The sequence below is a fragment of the Halopseudomonas sp. T1L2 genome, from assembly GCF_055397385.1.
Window position 1 is genome coordinate 3,193,514 of record NZ_AP040865.1, and the last position, 20,378, is coordinate 3,213,891.

Consider the following 20,378-nt stretch of genomic DNA (forward strand, 5'->3'; position numbering starts at 1 on the left):
GTCAGTGCTGACGAGAAATGTAACCGGCTGGTCACGTTTAGACCACTGTGTTTTGTAATCGGACCGGGCTGCAGGTCACTGCCGGTAAAGCGCTGCGGCCAGAATCCGTTGTACATCGCCGCGCTGTTTTACCCTGCGCAGTGCGGCATCCAGCCGATCACGCAGGCCTTCGGCATCGGGATGGGCGCGGGATATGAAAAGGTAGACATCCATACGCACCAGCGGGTCACTGGCAATGCTTTCGGCCGGCAGCGCATCGATCAGGCTGCGCATCGGATCGTCATAGTTGAGCAGATAGGGCGCGCGATTGTGCAACAGCATCTGCAACGCCCCGGAGTGGCTGTTGGCGTAGGCAATCCGAACCCGAGCGCCGGGGGCCTTGAGCTGTTCGCCGAGTGCGCCATAACGGTAGGCGCCAATCAGGATCACGCTGCTGCCTGCCAGGTCCGCCGGGCTGCGGATGGCCGGTTGCAGCGGCTTGCGGTAGATGTTCAGGGCCAGGTTGAACACCGGGACATTGCCCTGCAGGGCGCCGACCAGCATTCCCGGGTGCCCTTCGCCGCCCATGGAGACGGTCGTCTGCCCCTGCTGCAGCCTGCTGTACAGACGGGCGGGGGGGTAAGCGCGTGTGGCAAAGGGCAAGTCGGCCTCGGCAAACAGCGCGTCGGCCAGCGCCAGCACCGGGCCGCCGGGCTCCCCCTGGTCGTCGATCTGGAAGTACGGGGGGAAGTCGGCCAGCGCGAACTCGAGCGGAGCCGGCTCCTGGGCACAGGCTGGAAGTACCGTCAGTGACAGTGATAACAGGCTGACAAGAAAGACAAGACGCCTCACCAATTGCTCCCGCCTTATCCGTATGGCTTCTTCTCCAACCTAGGTGGTGGGGCGTGATACGTCAAACCGGCGGTGCTGATCAGCTGGCCGGTTCGTAGATCACGTAGACCTTGCGGGTGCGCTCGCGGACTTCCCAGCTGCCGCTGAAACCGGCGGGGATGACGAAGCGGTCGCCGGTGCGCAGCACCCGGCTGTTGCCGTCGGCGTCGTGCAGTACCGACTCGCCCTCGAGAATCTCGCAGTACTCGTGCTCGCTGTAGCTGACTGTCCAGTGACCGGGTTCGGCCTCCCAGATACCGGTGCTGAACTGGCCGTCCGGGCTGCTGTAGTGATTGCGCACGTTCTGTGCCGGGTCGCCGCTGATGATCTTGGCGGCGTCCGGACGGTAGTGCTCTGCCGGGGTGTCGGCAGTGGCGAAATCAATGATGCTGGAAATACTCATGATGGCTCCCTGTAAGGTTTTGGCTGCCGTCGTTTCCGACAGCAGCCGGACAAGCTCAGGCGGTGCGACGAATCACGGTAGCGAGGGTGTCGACCAGACGATCCAGTTCGGCCTTCTCCACGGTCAGCGGTGGCGACATGGCAATGATGTCGCCGCTGCAACGCACCATTGCGCCTTCCCAGAAACAGCCATCGAACACCTCGTAGCCACGGACACCGGGGGCGTCCGGACGACTGGCCAGGTGCACGGCGCCGACCAGTCCGGTGTTGCGGATGTCGATCACGTTCGGCAGGTCGCGCAGGCTGTGCAGCGCATCGGCCCAGTAGTCTTCCAGCTCGGCAGCGCGGGTCAGCAGCTGTTCGTTGGCATAGATATCGAGCGTTGCCAGCGCGGCGGCGGCAGCGACCGGGTGACCGGAGTAGGTGTAGCCGTGGAAGAACTCGATCAGCCCCTGCGGGCCCTGCATGAAGGCGTCGTGAATATGCTGGGCAACAAACACCGCGCCCATCGGGATTGAGCCGTTGGTCAGCCCCTTGGCGGTGGTGATGATGTCCGGCGTGACGCCCCAGCGTTGCGAGGCGAAGGGTGCGCCAACGCGGCCGTAACCGGTAATGACCTCGTCAAAGATCAGCACAATGCCGTGCTTGCGGGTTATCTCGCGCAGCCGCTGCAGATAGCCCTGGGGCGGCAGGATGACGCCCGCCGAGCCCGACATCGGCTCGACGATGACGGCGGCAATGTTCTCGGCGCCGTGCAGGGTCACCAGCGCTTCCAGTGCTTCGGCCCGCTCGATACCAAAGGTCGGCAGCCCTTTGGTGAAGGCGTTGCGCTCCAGATCCAGCGTATGCGGCAGGTGGTCGACCCCCGGCAGCTGCGGGATGAACGCCTTACGATTGTTGCCCATGCCGCCGACCGATACGCCGCCAAAACCGACGCCGTGATAACCCAGCTCACGGCCGATCAGTCTGGTCCGGGTGCCCTGGCCGATGGCGCGTTGATAGCCCAGTGCAATCTTCAGGGCGGTATCGACCGACTCGGACCCCGAGTTGGTGAAAAACACCCGGTTCAGGCCTGCCGGGGCCAGCTCACTCAGCCGCTCGGCCAGCTGGAACGGCAGCGGGTGGCCCATTTGGAACGTAGGCGCAAAGTCCATCTGCTGGATCTGGCGGCTGACGGCTTCGGAGATCTCGCGACGACCGTGCCCCGCGTTGCAGCACCACAGCCCCGAAGTGCCGTCGAGCACCTGGCGCCCTTCGACGTCGGTGTAGTAGACGCCGGACGCGCTGGCCAGCAGCCGGGGCTTGGCCTTGTACTGACGGTTCGCGGTAAAGGGCATCCAGAACGGGTCAAGGCTGAGGTCCTGGGCGGGTGTCGGGTGCTGCAAGCTGGTCATGATGCAATCCTGGCTGAGGGGTGAAGTGAGGCAGACTGCAACGTCATCGTCGGGAGGGGTGGGCGGTGGCGCTGATGCAGGAAAGTCTATGTCAAAAATAACAAACGTCAAAGGGGTGTTTAGCGAAACAGAGCGGTTCTTTTATTATCGTTTGTCAAAAATATTGAATTATTCCCGCGGACTGAATTACTGTTGCCGGAATTTCAATTCCCTTCAGCGCAACAGCAGCGAGGAGCAGAACATGAGCAAGGCAGTCAGTCGGCAGGACTGGGAGCAGCGCGCGGCCGCGCTGCAGATTCAGGGCCAGGCGTTTGTGGCCGGCCAATATCAGCCGGCGATCAGCGGCGAGACCTTTGACTGTGTATCGCCGATCGACGGTCGCGTGCTGGCGCAGATCGCCAGCTGCGATCAGGCCGATGCCGACCAGGCGGTGGCCAATGCCCGTGCGGTGTTTGACAGCGGCGTCTGGTCACGCAAGGCGCCGGTTCAGCGCAAGCGCATCATGCAGCGCTTTGCCGATCTGATCGAACAGCACAGCGAGGAGCTGGCGCTGCTGGAAACCCTCGACATGGGCAAGCCGATTGGCGATTCCATGGCGGTCGACATTCCCGGTGCAGCCCGCTCGATCCGCTGGAGCGCTGAGGCAATCGACAAGGTCTACGACGAAGTGGCACCTACCGCCCACGACGAGCTGGGTCTGGTGACCCGCGAGCCGGTCGGTGTGGTTGCGGCCATTGTGCCGTGGAACTTCCCGCTGCTGATGGCCAGCTGGAAACTGGGCCCGGCACTGGCAACCGGTAACTCGGTGGTTCTGAAACCGTCGGAGAAGTCTCCGTTGACCGCCATCCGTGTCGCTGCGCTGGCGGTTGAGGCTGGTATCCCGGCGGGCGTGCTGAACGTGTTGCCCGGTTACGGCCACACCGTCGGCAAGGCGCTGGCGCTGCACATGGATGTCGATACCCTGGTGTTCACCGGCTCCACCCGCGTAGCCAAGCAGTTGATGATCTACGCCGGCGAGTCGAACATGAAGCGCGTCTGGCTGGAAGCCGGTGGCAAGAGTCCGAACGTGGTATTCGCCGATGCACCGGATCTGGATGCCGCGGCTGAAGCTGCGGCCAGCGCTATCGCCTATAACCAGGGCGAGGTCTGTACCGCCGGCTCGCGTCTGCTGGTGGAAGAGTCGATCCGCGAGGCGTTTGTCGCCAAGGTGGTTGAGGCGCTCAAGCGCAGCTGGGCACCGGGTCACCCGCTGGATCCGAATACCAGCGTGGGTGCGCTGGTCGATACAACCCAGATCGAAACCGTGCTGCGCTATATCGACGCCGGTCACGCCGACGGTGCAACCCTGAAGCTCGGCGGCAAGCGGGTGATGGAAGAAACCGGCGGGCTCTTTGTCGAGCCCACCGTGTTCGATGGCGTCACCAACAGCATGCGGATTGCCCGCGAGGAAATCTTCGGGCCGGTGCTGTCGGTCATCGGCTTCAGCAGCTTCGACGAAGCCATGCAAATTGCCAACGACACCATCTACGGTCTGGCCGCGGCAGTCTGGACCAGCGACCTGTCCAAGGCGCACCGCGCGGCGCGTACCCTGCGCGCAGGCAGCGTCTGGGTCAACCAGTACGACGGCGGCGACATGACCGCGCCCTTTGGTGGCTTCAAGCAGTCCGGTAACGGCCGCGACAAGTCGCTGCACGCCTTCGACAAGTACACCGAACTGAAGGCGACGTGGATCAAGCTCTAAGCAGCTGCGCTGCTTGGAGCAGCGGCAAGCTGCAAGCCTCAAGCTGCAAGTAAAACCCGCGTAGCACCGAGCTGCGCGGGTTGTCTCGCAGTCTTGCATAGTAAAAAACGAAACAATCGTTGACGGCCCCGCCGCGCAACTGATCCTTTTGCAGCTTGCAGCTTGCAGCTTGCAGCTTGCAGCTTGAGACCCCTATGAACTGGAAAACCTACACCGTTGTCACCGCCGCGGTGGTTATCGTCGGGCTGGCGCTTGGCGTGACTCTGCCGCTGGTGTCGCTGCGCCTGCACGAATGGGGTTACAGCACCTTTGCCATTGGCATCATGGCGGGGATGCCGGCGGTGGGTATTGTGCTGGGCTCGCGTTTGAGCGGGCGGCTGGCGGGGCGGCTGGGTTCGGAGAATACCCTGCGCCTGGTAATGGTCTGCAGTGCGGTATCGGTTGCGCTGCTGGCGATCTGGCCGAGCTATGCGGTCTGGCTGCTGCTGCGGCTGGTGCTGGGCATTTCGCTGACGGTGACCTTTATCCTTGGCGAAAGCTGGATCAATCAGATTGTGCCGGATCGCCTGCGCGGGCGGCTGGTGGCGGTATACGGCAGCGGTTTTGCCCTCAGCCAACTGTGCGGGCCGTTGCTGCTGGGCTTTATCGGCACCGAGGCGGACAGTGGTTTCTGGCTGTCGACCGGGCTGCTGGTGTTCGGCAGCCTGATGCTGATGACCGTCTCGGGTGCGCCGGTGGTGGATGCCGCCGCTGCAGGCGGGCGTGGCCTGCGCCGGTTTATTCGCCAATTGCCTGCGATTGCCTGGGCGATGGTGCTGTTTGCCGGGTTTGAAACCATGACCCTGACGTTGCTGCCGGTCTACCTGATTCGCGAGGGCTTTGCCCAGCAACTGGCGCTGGTCATGGTCAGCACCGTGGTGGTCGGCGATGCGGTGTTGCAGGTGCCGGTCGGCGCTCTGGCAGACCGGATCTCGCGCACGGCGCTGTTCAGGTTCTGCGGGCTGATATTGCTGCTGAGCAGTATCGCCTTGCCGCTGGTGCTGCACACGGTGCTGATCTGGCCGGTGCTGGTGCTGTTTGGTGCCAGTGCCGGCGCGCTCTATACCCTGTCGATCATTCTGGTTGGGCAGCGCTACCGTGACGATGAGCTGGTGCGTGCCAATGCGCACATCGCCATGCTCTGGGGGCTGGGCTGTTTGCTCGGGCCGATGCTGACGGGTGCGGTCAGCGAGTGGCTGACCGGCCACGCGCTGCCGATCATGATGGCGATCGCTGCGCTGATCTTTGTGCTGCTGGCGCGCCGGCCCGGGGCGTTCGATGCGGTCAGCATTGAGCGCGCCTGATGGTTGGGCTCAGTCCCAGCGGTACTGGACGTCCAGTCCAAGCAACCAGCTGCGCTCCGGCGCCGGCTCGTAGTAGCGGGCGCCGGCGCCGTTGACGATCAGTGAGCCGATGTACTCGCGGTCGGTCAGATTGTCGATGCGGACGAACGGCTCCAGCTGCAGATTGCCGAGCGGCTGGCGGTAGCTGGCGCGCCAGTTGAATGCCGCATAGCCTGCGGCGTCGGCGCTGTTGTCGTCGTTGGCGTAACGCTGGCTCAGGCTCTGCATTTCCAGCGCGGTGCTCACCTGTTCGGTCGGTTGCCAGGCCAGCTCGGCGTAGAGGCTGTGGCGCGGCACGCCGGGCAGCCGGTTGCCGGCCAGGTCATCGCCGGTGGCGTTGATGTAGCGGTCAAAACGCGCGTCCAGCCAGGTGTAGGCCAGGTAGCCCGTCAGGCTTGAAGCAAGCTGCTGCTCGACGCTTAGCTCAAGGCCGCGACGGGTCGATTTGCCGGCATTGGCATAGGTGGAGCGGTCAGTGTTCAGCTGCGGCTCGCCGGTGACGATTTCATCGTCGACACGGGTATGGAACAGCGCCACATCCATCTGCGTCCGCTCACGGCGCAACTTGAAGCCAACTTCGGCGTTATCGGCGGTGCTCGGGCGCAGGTCCAGATTCAGGCCGCTGCCGCTCGGACGGTAGGCCAGCTCCTGCGCGGTCGGCGTTTCAAATCCCTTGCCAACGGCGGCGTAGACGCTGACGGTCGGTGTCCATTGGTAGCTCAGCCCGAGTGCCGGCGTGGTTTCGTCGTAGCGGACCGAGCCGCTGTCGTCCTGACCGTCGACCAGGTACGTGTCGTCGGAATCGAAGTTGACCGTGCTGTAGCGCGCGCCAGCCGTCAGGCTCCAGCGCGGTGCCAGTTGCCAGGTGCTGATCAGGTAGGCTTCTCGGCTCTCCACCCGGTTGAACTCGTCACGTTTGATCGCACCTTTTCTAGGGTTTGGCTGTGGAATATTCACAAAGCCCTTGCGGCCCTCGCCCTGATAATTCCAGCTCAGGCCTGCGGCTAACGTGACCGGCAGATCAAACAGCCGGGTGTCGCGTTGCCAGCCCAGCTCGCTGCCGCCGAAACGGCGATCAAGCTCGATGACGCCCCCGCCGGAATACTGCGAATCGCCGGGGAAAGCCAGAAACTGCTGCACGTCGCGCTCGCCGCCGTAGACCATCACGGTGATCTGGTCATCGTTGGCCAGGCGGCGCTGGTAGTTCATCCCGGTTTGCTGGTGGCTGACGCTTTTGCGGGTATCGAATCGCTCGGCCTGGGCTACGGCCTGCTGGCGGTCAGCGGCCAGCGCGGCGGCGGTCAGGCCCAGCGGGTCCTGGGTGTCCGGCTGGTCCAGCGCACTGAACAGCAGGGTCAGGCTGGAGGCATCGTCGATATCCCAGCCCAGACGCAGGTTGGCCATGTCGCGGCGGGTTTCGCTGTGGTCGCGGTAACCGTCGGTTTCGAGTCGGGAAATGTTGGCGGCGACATTGAGGTCGCCATATTGAGCGTCGTACTTCAGGCGTTCTCGCCAGAGTCCGTCGCTGCCGATGCTGCTGCGGCTGCTCAGGGTAGGGTAGTAGCTGCCTTCGCTGCTGAAGCCTTGAATGATGCCGCCCGAGGCGTTGCCGTACAGGCTGCTGAGCGGGCCACGCAGCACTTCGATGCGTTGCAGGTTATCGAGATCGAATAACGCTGGCTGGCCTTGACCGTCGGGCATGGTCAGTGGGATGCCGTCCTGCAGCAGGCGCACACCGCGCACGCCGAACTGGGCGCGGGCGCCGAAGCCGCGGGATGAAATCTGTACGTCCTGGGCGTAGTTCTGGCGGTTCAGCGCAAGCAGGCCCGGCACCCTTTGCAGGGGCTCGGACAGGTTGGCACCGAGATTGGCTGTTGGTAGCTGCTCGGCGAACAGGCTGCTGCGCGCCAGTGGCAGGCCCAGGTCACGGCTGTCATCGCTGGCACCGAGCACGGTCTGGGAGGGCAGTCTGAGCGCATCTGGGGCGCTGTACGCGAGGTGGGTTGTGCAGAGCAACGCGCTGCTGATCACGACCCGAAACGAAGTGGGTTTCATCGGCACGGACTGTTGTTATCGGATGTGTTTCGCCTGAATGGCGGTGTCTGGCAGCAGTCTATCAGGGGGCTCTTGTCAGGGCAGCTGGAATGGCAGGGGGGATTTGGGGGAGCCGAACGAGGCTTATTGTTTTGAAGTGAAAGTAAATTGGGTGTATCTTTGCGCGTTATTAAGGTTTTTCTGGGAGATGCTCTTTTTCTTGCTGTAACTTTTGCAAGGAGCGTCTTCGTCGTCGGGAGGTATAACGCATGCATATGATGCACGATCTTTATCTTGCCCTGCGCCGGTTGCAGCGCGCCAGCGAGATTCACGCCAAGCGTCTTGGTCGCCACAGTGGCCTGACGCCCATTCAACTGCTCATTCTGCACAGCATCAAGGCCATGGGAGAAAGCACCCTGGGAGATCTGGCGCGGCAGGTGAGTGTATCGCAAGCCACGCTCAGTACCATCATTGATCGTCTGGAAAGTCGCGACCTGTTGCATCGGGTGCGCAGTACCAGCGACAAGCGCAAGGTGCATCTGGCCCTGACTGAAAAGGGGCTGGCGGCCATTCAGGCCGAACCCGCGCTGCTGCCGGGTGCCTTCCTTGAGCGCTTTGGCCAACTGGCGGACTGGGAGCAACTGATGCTGCTGGCCAGTTTGCAGCGCGTTGCCGGGCTGCTTGAAGAAGGTCAGCAGGTACGCCCCGAACTGTTCGACGGCGAAACCGCCGCCTGATTCCGGTGCCCGGTTCGCGGGCATCGATTGGCCCATCGCTTTTTTCTTTGTCCGGGTATTGCCTGCGCGCGTCCGCACGCTTAGCATGTTTGAAATATCAAACAAGGCTGTTTTAAATGCGTTACGACAGCCGAAGCACTCCCTGTTACGAGGACTTTTCGGATGGAACTGCATTGCCCTGACCTGTTTCGCCAGCAAGCCTATGTCGCCGGTCACTGGTGCGAGGCCGACAAGGGCGCCCGTACCGAGATCGCCAATCCGGCGACCCATGAACGACTTGGCAGTGTGCCGAACATGGGCGGCGAAGAAACCCGTCGCGCCATTGAAGCCGCCCGCGAGGCGCAGCAGCAATGGCGTCAGCGTACCGCCAAGGAGCGCGCGCAGGTACTGCGCAAGTGGTTCGAGCTGATGATGCAGAACCAGGAAGACCTGGCGCGCATCATGACCGCAGAACAGGGCAAGCCGCTGGCAGAGGCCCGTGGCGAGGTGGCTTATGCCGCCTCCTTCCTGGAATGGTTCGCCGAAGAGGCCAAGCGGGTCTATGGCGACGTGATTCCCGGTCATCAGGCCGACAAGCGCATTCTGGTGCAGAAGGAGCCGGTCGGTGTGACCGCGGCCATTACGCCCTGGAACTTCCCCGCAGCCATGATCACCCGCAAGGTCGGTCCGGCGCTGGCCGCCGGCTGTGCGATGGTACTCAAGCCGGCACCGCAGACGCCGTTCTCGGCGCTGGCTCTGGCCCACCTGGCCGAGCAGGCCGGCGTGCCGGCCGGCCTGTTCAGCGTGGTCACTGCCGATGTGGATCGCTCCCGCGAAGTGGGTGATGAGCTGTGCAGCAACCCGGTGGTGCGCAAGCTGTCCTTCACCGGCTCCACCGGTGTTGGCATCAAGCTGATGGAGCAGTGCGCTCCGACGTTGAAGAAGCTGTCGCTGGAATTGGGCGGCAACGCACCCTTCATCGTCTTTGAGGATGCCGATCTGGATGCCGCGGTCGAGGGCGCGATGATCTCCAAGTACCGCAACGCCGGTCAGACCTGCGTCTGCGCCAACCGTATCTACGTCCAGGATTCGGTCTACGACGCGTTCGCTGCCAAGCTGGCCGATGCTGTGGCCAAGCTCAAGGTCGGTGACGGCACCGAAGCGGGCGTCACGACCGGGCCGTTGATCGACGCCCGCGCTGTGGAAAAAGTGCAGCGCCATCTCAAGGATGCCACCGATAAGGGCGCCAAGGTCATCGCTGGTGGCAAGCCGCATGAACTGGGCGGCTTCTTCTTCGAACCGACCATTCTGACCGGCGTGGACAGCAGCATGGCCGTCGCCCGCGAAGAGACCTTCGGCCCGCTGGCGCCGCTGTTCCGCTTCAGCGACGAGACTGACGTGATTCGTCAGGCCAACGATACCGAGTTTGGCCTGGCGGCCTACTTCTATGCCCGTGATCTTGGCCGTGTGTTCCGCGTTGCCGAGGCGCTGGAGTATGGCATGGTGGGCATCAATACCGGCCTGATCTCCACCGAGGTCGCGCCGTTCGGCGGTATGAAGGCCTCCGGTCTTGGCCGCGAAGGTTCGAAGTACGGCATCGAGGAATACATCGAGATCAAGTACCTCTGTCTGGGCGGCATTTGAGCCAGCCCTGTGCACCAACCTGACGGGGAGCCGTTTGCTCCCCTTACTTCCCGCGAGGCGGTTATGAGCAAGACCAACGAGTCCCTGATGCAGCGGCGGCACAATGCTGTCGCGCGTGGTGTAAGCCAGATTCACCCGATTGCGGTGCAGCGTGCGGAAAACGCGACCGTCTGGGATGTGGAAGGCCGACAGTACATCGACTTTGCCGGCGGCATTGCGGTGCTCAATACCGGCCACCGTCACCCCAAGGTGATGGATGCCGTGCGCCGTCAGCTGGATCAGTTCACCCACACCTGTTTTCAGGTTCTGGCCTATGAGCCCTATATCGCCCTGTGCGAGCGCCTGAACGAGAAGGTACCCGGCGACTTCGCGAAGAAGACCCTGCTGGTGACGACCGGCTCCGAAGCGCTGGAAAACGCGGTCAAGATCGCCCGTGCCGCGACCGGCCGCGCGGGTGTGATTGCCTTCACCGGCGCCTACCACGGCCGCACCATGATGACCCTGTCGATGACCGGCAAGGTTGTGCCCTATTCGGCAGGTATGGGCCTGATGCCGGGTGGCGTCTATCGCGCCCAGTTCCCCTGCCCGTTGCACGGGGTCAGTGACGATGACGCTATTGCCAGTATCGAGCGGATCTTCAAGAACGACGCCCAGCCGCAGGATATCGCCGCCATTGTCATCGAGCCGGTGCAGGGCGAGGGCGGTTTCTATGTCGCCAGCCCGGCCTTTATGCAGCGCCTGCGCGCGCTCTGTGACCAGCACGGTATCATGCTGGTGGCAGACGAGGTGCAGACCGGCGCTGGCCGGACCGGCACCTTCTTCGCCATGGAACAGATGGGCGTCGCTGCCGATCTGACTACCTTCGCCAAGTCCATCGCCGGTGGCTTTCCGGTGGCAGGCGTGTGCGGCCGGGCGGAGGTAATGGACGCCATCGCCCCCGGCGGCCTGGGCGGTACCTACGCCGGCAGCCCGCTGGCCTGTGCTGCGGCATTGGCGGTGATGGAGGTGTTTGAAGAGGAAAACCTGCTGGCGCGCAGCCGTACCGTGGGCGAGATCCTCACCGGCCGCCTGAATGCGCTGGCGGCAGACGACAAGCGTATCGGTGATGTGCGCGGCCTTGGCGCGATGGTCGCCTGTGAGCTGTTTACCGCCGACGGTTCGCCGGATGCCGAGCTGACTGGCCGCATCGTCGCGGCAGCGCGCGACAAGGGGCTGATCCTGCTGTCGTGCGGTCAGTACGGCAATGTTATCCGCATTCTGGTGCCGCTGACCGCGACCGATGTCGAGCTGCACGCCGGCATGGACATCATCGCCGCCTGCTTCGCCGAGCTGTAGGGGCAGGGCATGCCGTGCCCGTGGTCCTGACCGCACGCTGGTGCGGCCATCCCGGATATGGGCGCCGAGCGGTGCTCAGAAGGTCGACAGCCCGCTCGCTTCCATAACGCGATAGACCAGATAGCGCCAACGGCTGTGGTCTGCAAAATCTGCGTAGGGCAGGCTGTAGACCGCACCGTTGGCGTTCTGCCATTGGCGTTCGAAGTCGGCTCGCTGGGCGCTGATCTGCGGGTCATCGCTGTGGCTGACCAGCCGTACGCTGGTTTCCAGATTGAGGTCGTGCAGGTTGCGCCGGGTGAAGTTGGCGGAACCGGTGATCAGCTCGGCACTGCCGTCAGCCCTGTCCAGACGAACCCACTTGCGATGACACTGCTCCCCGACGGTCGCGCACCAGCGCACCTCAATGCCGGCGTCGTGCAGGTCCCATGCCGCCTGTCGATTGGGAATGCCGTTCTTCTCGCGGCCAAAGGCATCGCGGTTGGGGTCCAGCATCACGCGCATCCGTGCGCCGCGCTGCCGAGCAGCGATCAGCGCCTCAATGATGGGCCGTGACGAAAGGTAAAACACCTCAACGTCGAGCTGGTCGTTACCCTGCGCCGAGTTTATCAGTTGCAGCAGCCCACCCTCGATTTCGCCCTCGGTCAATACCTGCAGCTGGTTGCCAGCCGCGGGCCTGGTATCAAGCGCCGGTGCAGACGGCCAGTTGATCGCGGCCGGATAGCCGGATATCAGCGCGACGGCGCGTTCGGTCTGCAGCAGGTCAAGCGCCGCGGCGCCGCTGAACTGCACGGCGCTGTTATCGTGCCGGCTGCTGGCATCGTGCGGGTTCATCGAGGTAACCAGTGCCTTCCATTCGCTGCCGGTGCCGACCAACAGCGTCTTGCGGTGGTTGGCGCGGAAGTTCAGCAGGTGCAGGTAGCTGCGCAGGGTGACCTTGCCCGGGCCAACCGGGTTCGGCAGCCAGCCCCCTTCGGTGCTGTTGCCCAGGTAGCTGCAGAACAGGCTCCAGATGCCGGTCCACAGCGGGTTGGACGCCGGCAACCGGCTGAGATCGGTCATGACCACATCTACTCCGGCGGCGCGCAGTCGTGCGAAGTGGGCAGGTTCAAGACCGCCGTACAGGGTGTTGAACGGGTCGGTAATCAATACCACCGGCATCTCGGGATGCTGCTGGCGCGCGTGGATCAGGGCGTCGGTCAGTTCGGCCGACAGTGGTCGATAGCTGTCCGTGCCGGCAAAGTCGTTGAACAGGAACATGTCGATCACCAGCAGCTCACGGGCCTCGCCGATCAGCGCGAGGATATGGTTCATGATCTCTTGCCGGATCTGTTCGTCGCCGTTGCTGTCGCGCCAGGTCTGATCAAACAGCAGCAGGGCGTCGTCTGCCGGGCGCAGTGGGGTGCTGGCAGACAGGCCTGCGGGCATCGGGCGCCAGGCGGCGATCAGGCAAGCGACAAGGATCGCGGTGGCGAGCAGCAGAACGCCGAGGCGGAGCAGGTTTGTTGTGAGCATGGTGCGCGTCGGTTGTGGGCAGGTGTTCAGCCTGCCGAAGCGGGCTGGGTAATGCAATGGGGTGCTGGCAGGCGTCTGGGGTCGGCTGCGTGCTAACCTGTGGGCGGATTCCGGTTGGGTGTAGGGACGATGCGTCGACGCGTTTCCATTTTTCTGCTGCTTGGGTTGCTGCTGGTGCTGGCAGGGCTGCTCGGGCGCCTGTATCTGCACCAGCAGCTGCAGCGCGCCGGTGTCAGCGAGCTGACCTGGTCTGGGCCTGGCTGGCAGTCCGGTGCGCTCACGCTGGATGAGTTGACGCTGACGCTGGACAACGGCAGCACCTTCGAACTGCAGCAACTGGCGCTGGCGCCGGGCTGGCGGTCAGGCGTTGTGCTCAAGCATGCCGGGGCGGGTCGACTGGTCCTGAGCCTGCCGGCGGCCGAGCAGACCCCATCGGCGGCGGAAACCGACTCTCCTCTAGTGGTTCTCGGCGACGAAACCTTCTGGCGCACACTGGCGCGCTGGTTGCCTGATTCCGCACGTTTGCAGCAGATTCAGGCAACCTTGCCCTGCCGCACGGGGCAGTGCCTGCTGGCCGGCAGCTGGCGGCTGGATAGCGAGCGCTCTGGTGGCAGCACAACCCTGTCCAGCCAATTGCTGCTGGATCTGGAAGGCCAGCAGTTGGCGCTGAGCCCGCGCCTGCAGCTGGACGCCGAGCGTGTTGCGCTGCAGGCCGCGCTGGCGATTGACGGCCAGCCGGCTGCTAGGCTCGACAGCCAGTGGCAGCAGGGGCACGCGTGGCAGGGGCAGCTGGCAATTCCCGACTGGCCGCAGACACCCTGGCTGTTCGGCTATCTCGGCCGCTGGCTGACGCTGGGCGCCTTGCCGTTCGAGCAGATACCGACCGCGGCTCAGGCCGATCTGAGCTGGCAGCTGCGTCCGGCAGAGAAGCCCGCCCGGGTTGAGGATTGGCTGGGCGGGGCGGTTGCCCTGCAGGCGAACGTCTTGCTGCCTGAGCCTTGGGCGATTGCCGGGGTAGGCTCGCTGACCGGCGAGCTGAGCCTGCAATTGAGCGGTGATCAAGGCCGCTGGGCGTTACCCGACGCACAACTGAACATGGTGTTGGTGCCTGACCTGCTGGCGGCACTGCAGCAGTTTCCGAGCGCGTTGCAGCCGGCGCAGCTAGCGTTGCGGCTGCAACCGGCCAGCGAGCAACAGCTGGTGCTGGGGCAGCCGTTGGCGCTGCAGCTTTCTGCTGACGCGACCTTGCCCAGCGGCGGCACCGTTCAGTTGGATGGGCCTTTGCAAGTGCAGGGGTTGGCTGATTGGCAGATCAATAGCGACGCGTTGCTGGTGCAGCTGCAACTGCCACGGCTGCCCCTGCCGGAGTTGGCGGCGCGCTCGGTTACCGCGCGTTTGCCTTTGCAGCTGCGGGCCAATGCCCGGTCGGCAACCATCGGTTTGAGCAAGGCCGGTGAACTGGGCTGGCAGCGTCTGCAATTACCGGCGGCCGAGCTTGCGCTGACGGCGACCTCCGCGCGGGTAGGCACTCTGGCGATCACCCTGCCGCTGGATGAGGGCCAGTCAGCGAGCGCCACCGGCGAACTTGCCGCCGAGATCAACCGGGTCGAGCACGCACAGCTCAAACCGCAAAGCTGGTCGCTCTCTGGTGACTGGGAGTGGCAGGATGGCGCGCTGGTCTGGCGCGGGCAGGTGGCCAACGCGGCCGGTTTGCAGCTCGATCATCAGGCGAACGTCAGCAGCGATGGCCAGTGGCAGCTTGAGGGCATGCTGGCGCCGATTTATTTCCGCGCAGGTAACCCGCTTGAGCAGACCCTGGCCAGTTGGCCTGCGCTGCTTAGCCTGTCGAGCGGTCAGCTTGATGCCGAGCTGCAGGCCGGAGACAGTGGCAAGGGGCTGCGCGCCGGGTTGAGCGCGCGGCTCAGTGGTGCCAAGGGGATTTATGATCGGACCGCGTTCAGTGGGCTTACAACGCCAGTGCAGGTTTCGTTGCAAGGTGATCGCTTCAGCGCCGTGCTGGCGGATCTGGAGGTCGGCGAGTTGAACGCCGGTATTCCGGCTGGACCGTTGCAGGCCAGTCTGGATTATCAGGGGGCGTTGGCCCATCCCACAACCGGGACCCTGGAGGCCAGGCGACTGACCCTCGAACTGCTGGGAGGGCGGGTGTCGCTGACCCCGGCCACGCTGGACCTGGCGCAGCCCGAACAGCACGCGGAGCTGGTGCTGCAGGGGCTGGAACTGGGCCGTCTGTTCGAAGTCTATCCAACTGAGGGGCTCAGTGGCGGCGGTACCCTGGATGGGCGGCTGCCGGTGCTGTTGCGAGATGGCCAGTTGCTGGTAGATCAGGGCGCGGTCGCTGCGCGCGCGCCCGGTGGTGTGCTGCGTTACCAGTCCGACAAGCTGCAGAGACTGGCGGCCAGCAACCCGAGCATGCGCGAGCTGGCCGGAGCACTGGAGGAATTTCACTACACTGTACTGAGCAGTCAGGTAGAGTTGGCCGAAGGCGGTGATCTGACGCTGGCGCTGCGCCTGCAGGGCAGCAACCCCGATTTTCAGCAGGGGCGGCAGGTCAACCTGAACATCAATCTGCAGGAGAACATTCCGGCGTTGCTGGCCAGCCTGCAACTCAGCGGCAAGGTCAGCGACATCATTGAACAACGGGTGCAGCAATACCTGCTCAAAAGGCGGATAGAGCAACCCTGACGAGGAGCGCCTATGTACGGGCGAAGTCTGATAATCGCGGCACTGGCCGGCCTGCTGGTCGCCTGTGCCGGACCCACGGTGCAGCTGGCTGCGCCGAGCGAGCCGATCAACATCAATCTGAATGTGAAGATCGAGCACGAAATCTACGTCAAGGTGGACCGCCAACTGGACGACGTCTTTGACGAATCCAGCGGTCTGTTCTGAGCCGGCGAATAAGGAACAAGACAATGCGCAAGACGATATATCTGACCTGTTGCCTGCTGGCGCTGCTGATTGGCAGCGGTTCGGCCTGGGCGCTGAGCCTGAACGAGGCGATGTCGGCCCTGCCGGCAGCCAAGGAAGCGGGGCTGCTTGGCGAGCAGTCCAACGGTTATCTGGGCGTGGTGCGGGCGTCAGGTAACGCCGCCGAGGTGGCGCAGCAGATCAACGCGGCGCGCAAGGCCGAGTACCAGAAGGTGGCCCGCGACAACGGCATCTCGCTGAATGACGTTGAGCTGATTGCCGGCCAGAAGGCGATTGACCGTACCCCGCGCGGGCAGTACATCAAACTTAACGGCCAGTGGCGCCAGAAGTAGCCGGCAGCCACTCGATGGTGCCGTACCAGCCGGTGACGGTCTGACCGCTGTTGTCGCAGTCGGTCATGATCGCCAGCCCGTCGATCTGATCCAGCGTCTGCCCATGCAGACGCTGGAAATCCTCCCTGACATTTCGCTCCAGCGGCACCAGCGCCGTGCCGTCCGGTGCGCCGCTGCTGACTGCCAGCATCTGCGCGTTGGCGGTGTAGGCGTTGGGCCACTGGCTGCCGGTCGGCTGGACGGATGACCAGACGTAATTCACCGCCAGCGTGCGCCAGGGCAACAGGCCGCCGTCCCTGACCACATAGAGCCGCACCGGATAGTCGTCGCCCTGCTTGCGGGTCTCGTCGAGCTGGCTGAACGGCTGGCTTATGCTCCAGGACCAGCGCAGGATCGGTGTCTCTCGCAGGTCAACCGGGTGTTCCAGATAACGGGCGCTGGCCTGGCCGTCGCCGCAATCGGCGCGCAGCAGGGTCTGACCGTCGCGCTCTGCCAGCTGATAGTCGGTCGGCTGGGTGAAGGTGCGCTCGGGCCACTGAACGATGTCGGCTGGATCATAGCGTTGGGCAGCGCAGATGTTGCTGCCCAGCAAGCCTGTCAGCATCAGCAAGAGGGTTTGACGCATAGTGGGCTCCTGTGTCGGGAGCCCCAGTATGGCAGCTTCAGCTCTCGGGTGCCGTTGGCTCAATGGCGCTGAGGCGCAGCTGTTCGGTGTGGTCGAAGCGTTCCTCAAGCAGCGCCTGTACCGCGCTGGCGCGATCACTGTCGGCCAGTCCCGGCTGACTGAGAATCGCCTCGCGCTCGCGGTTGAAGTCGCTCACACGTTGCCGCCAGGCGGCGCGTTGCTGATCCAGTGTTTCCAGCCTGTCGGTTGCCTCCGGACCGACCAGCGACAGCCTGAGCGCCCGCACCTCGGCTTCACTGGCGCCCTTGTCGCGCAGGGCGCTGGTCTGCTGGCGCAGGTCCTGATGAATCTGCGGCACCAGCAGCGCCTGCAAGTCCTCGGGCAGGCGTTCGCGCAATGCCTCGACCTCGTAGGCCTTGTCGGCGTCGCTCAGCTCAGGGTTGCGTAAGATCGCCAGACGCTCCAGGGTGAAGCGGTTATACAGTTCCTCGCCGGCAAAAAACGCCTGGTGCTCCTCGGCACTGAACAGCTCGGCCCGCAGGCGTTGCACGGCGTCCTGGCGCGCCCACAGCGCATCCAGATCGGCGGCGACCGGAAAGGTCTGCTCAAGTGTGATCAACTGCTGCTGATAGGCGAGATAGCGCTGCAGCAGGTCCAGCGCCTGACCGCGGGCCGGGTCCGGCAGGCTGGCGCTGATCAGGGCTTGCAGCTGACGCACGATGTCGGCGTGCGACTGCTCGCCAGCGGTGCTCAGGTAGTAGTCGAACAGGTGACGCAGCTGGTCGCTGATCAGCAGGCTGCCATCGGGGTTGGCCTGCAGCCGGCCGTCGATATCGGTGCCTCGCAGCGATGGCGCGACGGCAGCCGGGCTCGCGACGGGCGCGCTGCGCAGCAGGCCGGCCGGAGGCCCGTCTGAGCGCGGCGTCGGGTTCGGGGCGAGCTGGCTGTCGGCCGCCTCGATCTCCGGTTCCTGCGCAGGTTCACTCAGCTGCCAGCCGAGCAGCAGTGCAGCGGCGAGTAAAGGAAGATAGACAAGCGCTTTCATGATGTACTCGGGCAGGTCGGGGAAGCGGGCCGCCGCGAAGCTGGCGGCCCGTGTACTTACAGGCCGGCGTTTTTCAGGCGATTGGCCTGCTGGCGGTAGACCGTGACCGGATCGGTTTCGAACAGGCTGGTGAGCCCCAGGGTCTGGTTGACCTCGTCGAGGTGGTTCATGCGGTAGTTGTCGCGAATCACCATGCCCAGGTGCGAGCTGCAGCGGCCGACCAGACCGTCGTTGGCTTCACCGCCGAAGGTCAGCGACGAGGCGCCGAGCAGCAGATCGGACACATCCAGCGCGTTGGTCAGCGGGCGGGTGCCACTCCAGGAGTAGTAGCGCACATTATTTACCACATAGGCGCCCTCGCCACAGGCGGTGGTGGGCAGGCCCTGCGGGAACCTGGCATTGAAGCGCGCGGCGCCCTCGCTGTTCAGCGACTCCAGCGAGCCGAGCGCATTCTGCTGGCTGTTGGAGCTGCTGCCGGACAGGAAGTTGATCAGTGCGCCGAGGCCGTTGACGATGCCCGCCAAAAGGGCCTCGCCGCCTGAGCCTTCCGGCACCTGGCGCAGGAAGTCGGCGGTGGCGGACCCCTTGTGTGGAGCGCCAACGCTGGTCACCGAAGCGACCAGATCCGGCCGTACCGCCGCGACGTAGCGCACGGTCGGGCCGCCGTGGCTGTGGCCGATCAGGTTCACCCGTCCCTTGCCGCTGATGGCAACGATTTCCTCGACCTGCTCGAGCAATTGCTCGCCGCGGGCCTCGGAGGTGTCCAGTTGGCTGACTTCGGTAACGTAGACGGTGGCGCCATCCTTGCGTAGGGCACTGGGGATGCCGTACCAGTAATCGACGCCAAGCAGGCTGTCGAAGCCAAGCATGCCGTGGGTCAGCACGATGGGATATTTGGTTTTGGTGTAGCCGGAGGAACCAAACCAGAAGGCATGGGCCTGGGTGCTGACGCCGAACGCGGCGATCAGCCCGCAGGCAAGACTCAGTCGGGTCTTGCGCGACATGACGAAACTCCTTGTTGTTGTGCTTGTTTTGTATCGTCTTGAGGCACTTTTTCCAGTGCCTGGGCGCTGAGCATAGCCAGCCTCGGCAAGGCTGAGTAGCGACTGATCGGCAGAACGGCAGCGCACCGGCATTGCAGGAAAATGACCGGCGGGTCATTGGCTCTGCGACGGGGTCATTCAGCTTGTTAATCCGATGAACGGCAATTCAGGGCTTGGCTCGCTATAGCTGTTCGCCGAGGTAGGCGCGCTGAATCAGCCGCCAGTCGGCGGACTCGGTCAGCCGCAGCACTGCCTCGTTCAGCGGTTCGCGCAGGCGACTGCCAGCAGGCATGGCCAGCGCGTAAAGCTGCTGATCAAATACGCCGGGCAGCAACTCCAGCCGCTCTCGCCCGAGCTGCTGATTGCGGTACTGCATCAGGGGGCGGTCGTAGACCACGGCGTCGGTCTCGCCTGCGGTGACCGACTGCATGGCACCGGTGAGATCCGGATAGGCGCGTGAAACGATGCGCTGCTCGTCGAGATAACGGGCGCTCGCGGTGCCTGCGATGGTCGCCACCGTGCTGCCGGGCAAATCCTGCGGCCCGCGTATCTGGTATTGCAGGTTGCTGACGGTCAGCGCACTGGTGATCGCCGCAGTAAAGCTGGCGACCATGATCAGGCCGGCAAACATCCAGATCAGTGCAACCAGCCGGCCGGCAAAGGTGACCGGTGCCTTGTCGCCGTAGCCGACGGTGGTCATGGTCACCGCTGCCCACCAGAAACTGGCGCCGATGCCTTCGGTTGCGCTGCCGCCGAACTGCTCGGGGTTGCGACGGCGCTCGAACAGCCAGAGCAGGGTGCCTGCCGCGAGCAGCAGCAGGGCCAGACCGCCGACGACACTGAGGAAACCCCAGCTGAACAGCGCTCGCAGGCTTTGCAGCAGACCTGATTTGGGCGCGCGTGCGACAGCGATGGACAGACCGGTCTGATAGAACGGGTGGCTGAAATCGAAGCGTTGTTCGCGCTCGGAGGTCATGGTCAGCGCACCCACGGCGATATCGATCTCACCGCTTTCGACCGCCTGCAGCAGGTCGGTAAAGCCCATTGGCCGAAACTCGAACGCCCACCCCTTCTGCTCGGCAATGCTGCGCCAGAGGTCGATGCTGATCCCCTCCCAGCCGCCCTTGCCATCGGCGATGACAAAGGGCGGGACCTCGGTAATTCCGACCCTGAGCGGTGGCTGGCTGGTGCTGTCGGTCTCGGTGGCGCCGGCCAGCGGGGCGAGCAGCAGCAGACAAAATAGCAGGCGGGTAATCAGGCGATCGGTCATGCGTAACTCCCTGTTGATGATGTCTTCAGGGTACCAGACTGAAATCAGGGTGCCAGTTTGCCTACCCGGTAACGCTCCGGCGTTTTT

The 20,378-nt window shown here is 64.1% G+C and carries 17 protein-coding genes; 8 read left to right on the forward strand and 9 right to left on the reverse strand.

What is annotated here, in order from left to right:
* Positions 1–75 precede the first annotated feature (75 nt).
* The 3 genes from ACZ5WQ_RS15170 to aptA all read right to left on the reverse strand — a co-directional run bounded on the left by ACZ5WQ_RS15170 (position 76) and on the right by aptA (position 2,666).
* A complete protein-coding gene (locus tag ACZ5WQ_RS15170) occupies positions 76–831 on the reverse strand; it encodes a substrate-binding periplasmic protein (protein WP_464382594.1) in 756 nt (251 codons plus the stop codon).
* Between the two features lie 79 nt (positions 832–910).
* A complete protein-coding gene (locus ACZ5WQ_RS15175) occupies positions 911–1,273 on the reverse strand; it encodes a cupin domain-containing protein (RefSeq protein ID WP_233048782.1) in 363 nt (120 codons plus the stop codon).
* A 55-nt stretch (positions 1,274–1,328) separates the two neighbouring features.
* A complete protein-coding gene (gene aptA, locus ACZ5WQ_RS15180) occupies positions 1,329–2,666 on the reverse strand; it encodes an omega-aminotransferase AptA (RefSeq protein ID WP_228245690.1) in 1,338 nt (445 codons plus the stop codon).
* A 241-nt stretch (positions 2,667–2,907) separates the two neighbouring features.
* On the opposite strand from aptA, the gene ACZ5WQ_RS15185 reads away from it, so the two are divergent.
* Both ACZ5WQ_RS15185 and ACZ5WQ_RS15190 read left to right on the forward strand, forming a co-directional pair.
* The gene (locus ACZ5WQ_RS15185) at positions 2,908–4,407 is read left to right on the forward strand and encodes an aldehyde dehydrogenase (RefSeq protein WP_464382595.1); all 1,500 of its coding nucleotides are present in this window, start codon (positions 2,908–2,910) and stop codon (positions 4,405–4,407) included.
* Positions 4,408–4,601: 194 nt separating this feature from the next.
* Complete coding sequence (locus ACZ5WQ_RS15190) at positions 4,602–5,750, forward strand: MFS transporter (RefSeq protein ID WP_464382596.1); 1,149 nt, start codon at positions 4,602–4,604, stop codon at positions 5,748–5,750.
* A gap of 9 nt (positions 5,751–5,759) precedes the next feature.
* Here ACZ5WQ_RS15190 and ACZ5WQ_RS15195 read toward each other — a convergent pair whose 3' ends face one another.
* On the reverse strand, positions 5,760–7,844 hold the full coding sequence (locus ACZ5WQ_RS15195; protein WP_464382597.1) for a TonB-dependent receptor family protein: 2,085 nt from the start codon (positions 7,842–7,844) through the stop codon (positions 5,760–5,762).
* Between the two features lie 248 nt (positions 7,845–8,092).
* On the opposite strand from ACZ5WQ_RS15195, the gene ACZ5WQ_RS15200 reads away from it, so the two are divergent.
* The 3 genes from ACZ5WQ_RS15200 to gabT all read left to right on the forward strand — a co-directional run bounded on the left by ACZ5WQ_RS15200 (position 8,093) and on the right by gabT (position 11,518).
* Entirely contained in the window at positions 8,093–8,560 is a 468-nt protein-coding gene (locus ACZ5WQ_RS15200; protein ID WP_088276256.1) for a MarR family winged helix-turn-helix transcriptional regulator, read from the forward strand.
* Positions 8,561–8,722: 162 nt separating this feature from the next.
* Positions 8,723–10,183 (forward strand): NADP-dependent succinate-semialdehyde dehydrogenase, encoded by a 1,461-nt coding sequence (gene gabD, locus ACZ5WQ_RS15205; RefSeq protein ID WP_228245694.1) that lies wholly within the window; start codon positions 8,723–8,725, stop codon positions 10,181–10,183.
* Between the two features lie 63 nt (positions 10,184–10,246).
* Positions 10,247–11,518: a 4-aminobutyrate--2-oxoglutarate transaminase gene (gene gabT / locus ACZ5WQ_RS15210; protein WP_285677317.1), complete on the forward strand. Its 1,272-nt coding sequence runs from the start codon at positions 10,247–10,249 to the stop codon at positions 11,516–11,518.
* A 75-nt stretch (positions 11,519–11,593) separates the two neighbouring features.
* Here the strand turns inward: gabT and ACZ5WQ_RS15215 are convergent, their stop codons facing one another.
* Entirely contained in the window at positions 11,594–13,030 is a 1,437-nt protein-coding gene (locus ACZ5WQ_RS15215; protein WP_464382598.1) for a phospholipase D-like domain-containing protein, read from the reverse strand.
* A 129-nt stretch (positions 13,031–13,159) separates the two neighbouring features.
* On the opposite strand from ACZ5WQ_RS15215, the gene ACZ5WQ_RS15220 reads away from it, so the two are divergent.
* The 3 genes from ACZ5WQ_RS15220 to ACZ5WQ_RS15230 are packed head-to-tail and all read left to right on the forward strand — an operon-like array spanning position 13,160 to position 16,308.
* Positions 13,160–15,733: an intermembrane phospholipid transport YdbH family protein gene (locus tag ACZ5WQ_RS15220; protein ID WP_464382599.1), complete on the forward strand. Its 2,574-nt coding sequence runs from the start codon at positions 13,160–13,162 to the stop codon at positions 15,731–15,733.
* Positions 15,734–15,745: 12 nt separating this feature from the next.
* Entirely contained in the window at positions 15,746–15,937 is a 192-nt protein-coding gene (locus ACZ5WQ_RS15225; RefSeq protein WP_228245698.1) for a YnbE family lipoprotein, read from the forward strand.
* Positions 15,938–15,960: 23 nt separating this feature from the next.
* Positions 15,961–16,308 (forward strand): YdbL family probable chaperone protein, encoded by a 348-nt coding sequence (locus ACZ5WQ_RS15230; RefSeq protein ID WP_088276248.1) that lies wholly within the window; start codon positions 15,961–15,963, stop codon positions 16,306–16,308.
* Here ACZ5WQ_RS15230 and ACZ5WQ_RS15235 read toward each other — a convergent pair.
* From ACZ5WQ_RS15235 to ACZ5WQ_RS15250, 4 genes are all read right to left on the reverse strand, one after another.
* Positions 16,283–16,933 (reverse strand): DUF3047 domain-containing protein, encoded by a 651-nt coding sequence (locus ACZ5WQ_RS15235; protein WP_233048790.1) that lies wholly within the window; start codon positions 16,931–16,933, stop codon positions 16,283–16,285. The genes ACZ5WQ_RS15230 and ACZ5WQ_RS15235 overlap by 26 nt on opposite strands.
* A 37-nt stretch (positions 16,934–16,970) precedes the next feature.
* Complete coding sequence (locus tag ACZ5WQ_RS15240; RefSeq protein WP_228245700.1) at positions 16,971–17,978, reverse strand: lipase secretion chaperone; 1,008 nt, start codon at positions 17,976–17,978, stop codon at positions 16,971–16,973.
* A gap of 56 nt (positions 17,979–18,034) precedes the next feature.
* On the reverse strand, positions 18,035–18,982 hold the full coding sequence (locus tag ACZ5WQ_RS15245; protein WP_464382600.1) for an alpha/beta fold hydrolase: 948 nt from the start codon (positions 18,980–18,982) through the stop codon (positions 18,035–18,037).
* A 220-nt stretch (positions 18,983–19,202) separates the two neighbouring features.
* Complete coding sequence (locus ACZ5WQ_RS15250) at positions 19,203–20,291, reverse strand: transporter substrate-binding domain-containing protein (RefSeq protein WP_464382601.1); 1,089 nt, start codon at positions 20,289–20,291, stop codon at positions 19,203–19,205.
* Between the last annotated feature and the right edge of the window lie 87 nt (positions 20,292–20,378).

Bases quoted from the DNA above. Each gene is read 5' to 3' on its own strand.
- aptA (WP_228245690.1), bottom strand. From the start codon at position 2,666: ATGACCAGCTTGCAGCACCCGACACCCGCCCAGGACCTCAGCCTTGAC.
- ACZ5WQ_RS15230 (WP_088276248.1), top strand. From the start codon at position 15,961: ATGCGCAAGACGATATATCTGACCTGTTGCCTGCTGGCGCTGCTGATT.
- ACZ5WQ_RS15200 (WP_088276256.1), top strand. From the start codon at position 8,093: ATGCATATGATGCACGATCTTTATCTTGCCCTGCGCCGGTTGCAGCGC.
- ACZ5WQ_RS15240 (WP_228245700.1), bottom strand. From the start codon at position 17,978: ATGAAAGCGCTTGTCTATCTTCCTTTACTCGCCGCTGCACTGCTGCTC.
- ACZ5WQ_RS15235 (WP_233048790.1), bottom strand. From the start codon at position 16,933: ATGCGTCAAACCCTCTTGCTGATGCTGACAGGCTTGCTGGGCAGCAAC.
- ACZ5WQ_RS15185 (WP_464382595.1), top strand. From the start codon at position 2,908: ATGAGCAAGGCAGTCAGTCGGCAGGACTGGGAGCAGCGCGCGGCCGCG.
- ACZ5WQ_RS15250 (WP_464382601.1), bottom strand. From the start codon at position 20,291: ATGACCGATCGCCTGATTACCCGCCTGCTATTTTGTCTGCTGCTGCTC.
- ACZ5WQ_RS15190 (WP_464382596.1), top strand. From the start codon at position 4,602: ATGAACTGGAAAACCTACACCGTTGTCACCGCCGCGGTGGTTATCGTC.
- ACZ5WQ_RS15175 (WP_233048782.1), bottom strand. From the start codon at position 1,273: ATGAGTATTTCCAGCATCATTGATTTCGCCACTGCCGACACCCCGGCA.
- ACZ5WQ_RS15245 (WP_464382600.1), bottom strand. From the start codon at position 18,982: ATGTCGCGCAAGACCCGACTGAGTCTTGCCTGCGGGCTGATCGCCGCG.
- gabD (WP_228245694.1), top strand. From the start codon at position 8,723: ATGGAACTGCATTGCCCTGACCTGTTTCGCCAGCAAGCCTATGTCGCC.
- ACZ5WQ_RS15225 (WP_228245698.1), top strand. From the start codon at position 15,746: ATGTACGGGCGAAGTCTGATAATCGCGGCACTGGCCGGCCTGCTGGTC.
- ACZ5WQ_RS15220 (WP_464382599.1), top strand. From the start codon at position 13,160: ATGCGTCGACGCGTTTCCATTTTTCTGCTGCTTGGGTTGCTGCTGGTG.
- ACZ5WQ_RS15215 (WP_464382598.1), bottom strand. From the start codon at position 13,030: ATGCTCACAACAAACCTGCTCCGCCTCGGCGTTCTGCTGCTCGCCACC.
- ACZ5WQ_RS15195 (WP_464382597.1), bottom strand. From the start codon at position 7,844: ATGAAACCCACTTCGTTTCGGGTCGTGATCAGCAGCGCGTTGCTCTGC.
- gabT (WP_285677317.1), top strand. From the start codon at position 10,247: ATGAGCAAGACCAACGAGTCCCTGATGCAGCGGCGGCACAATGCTGTC.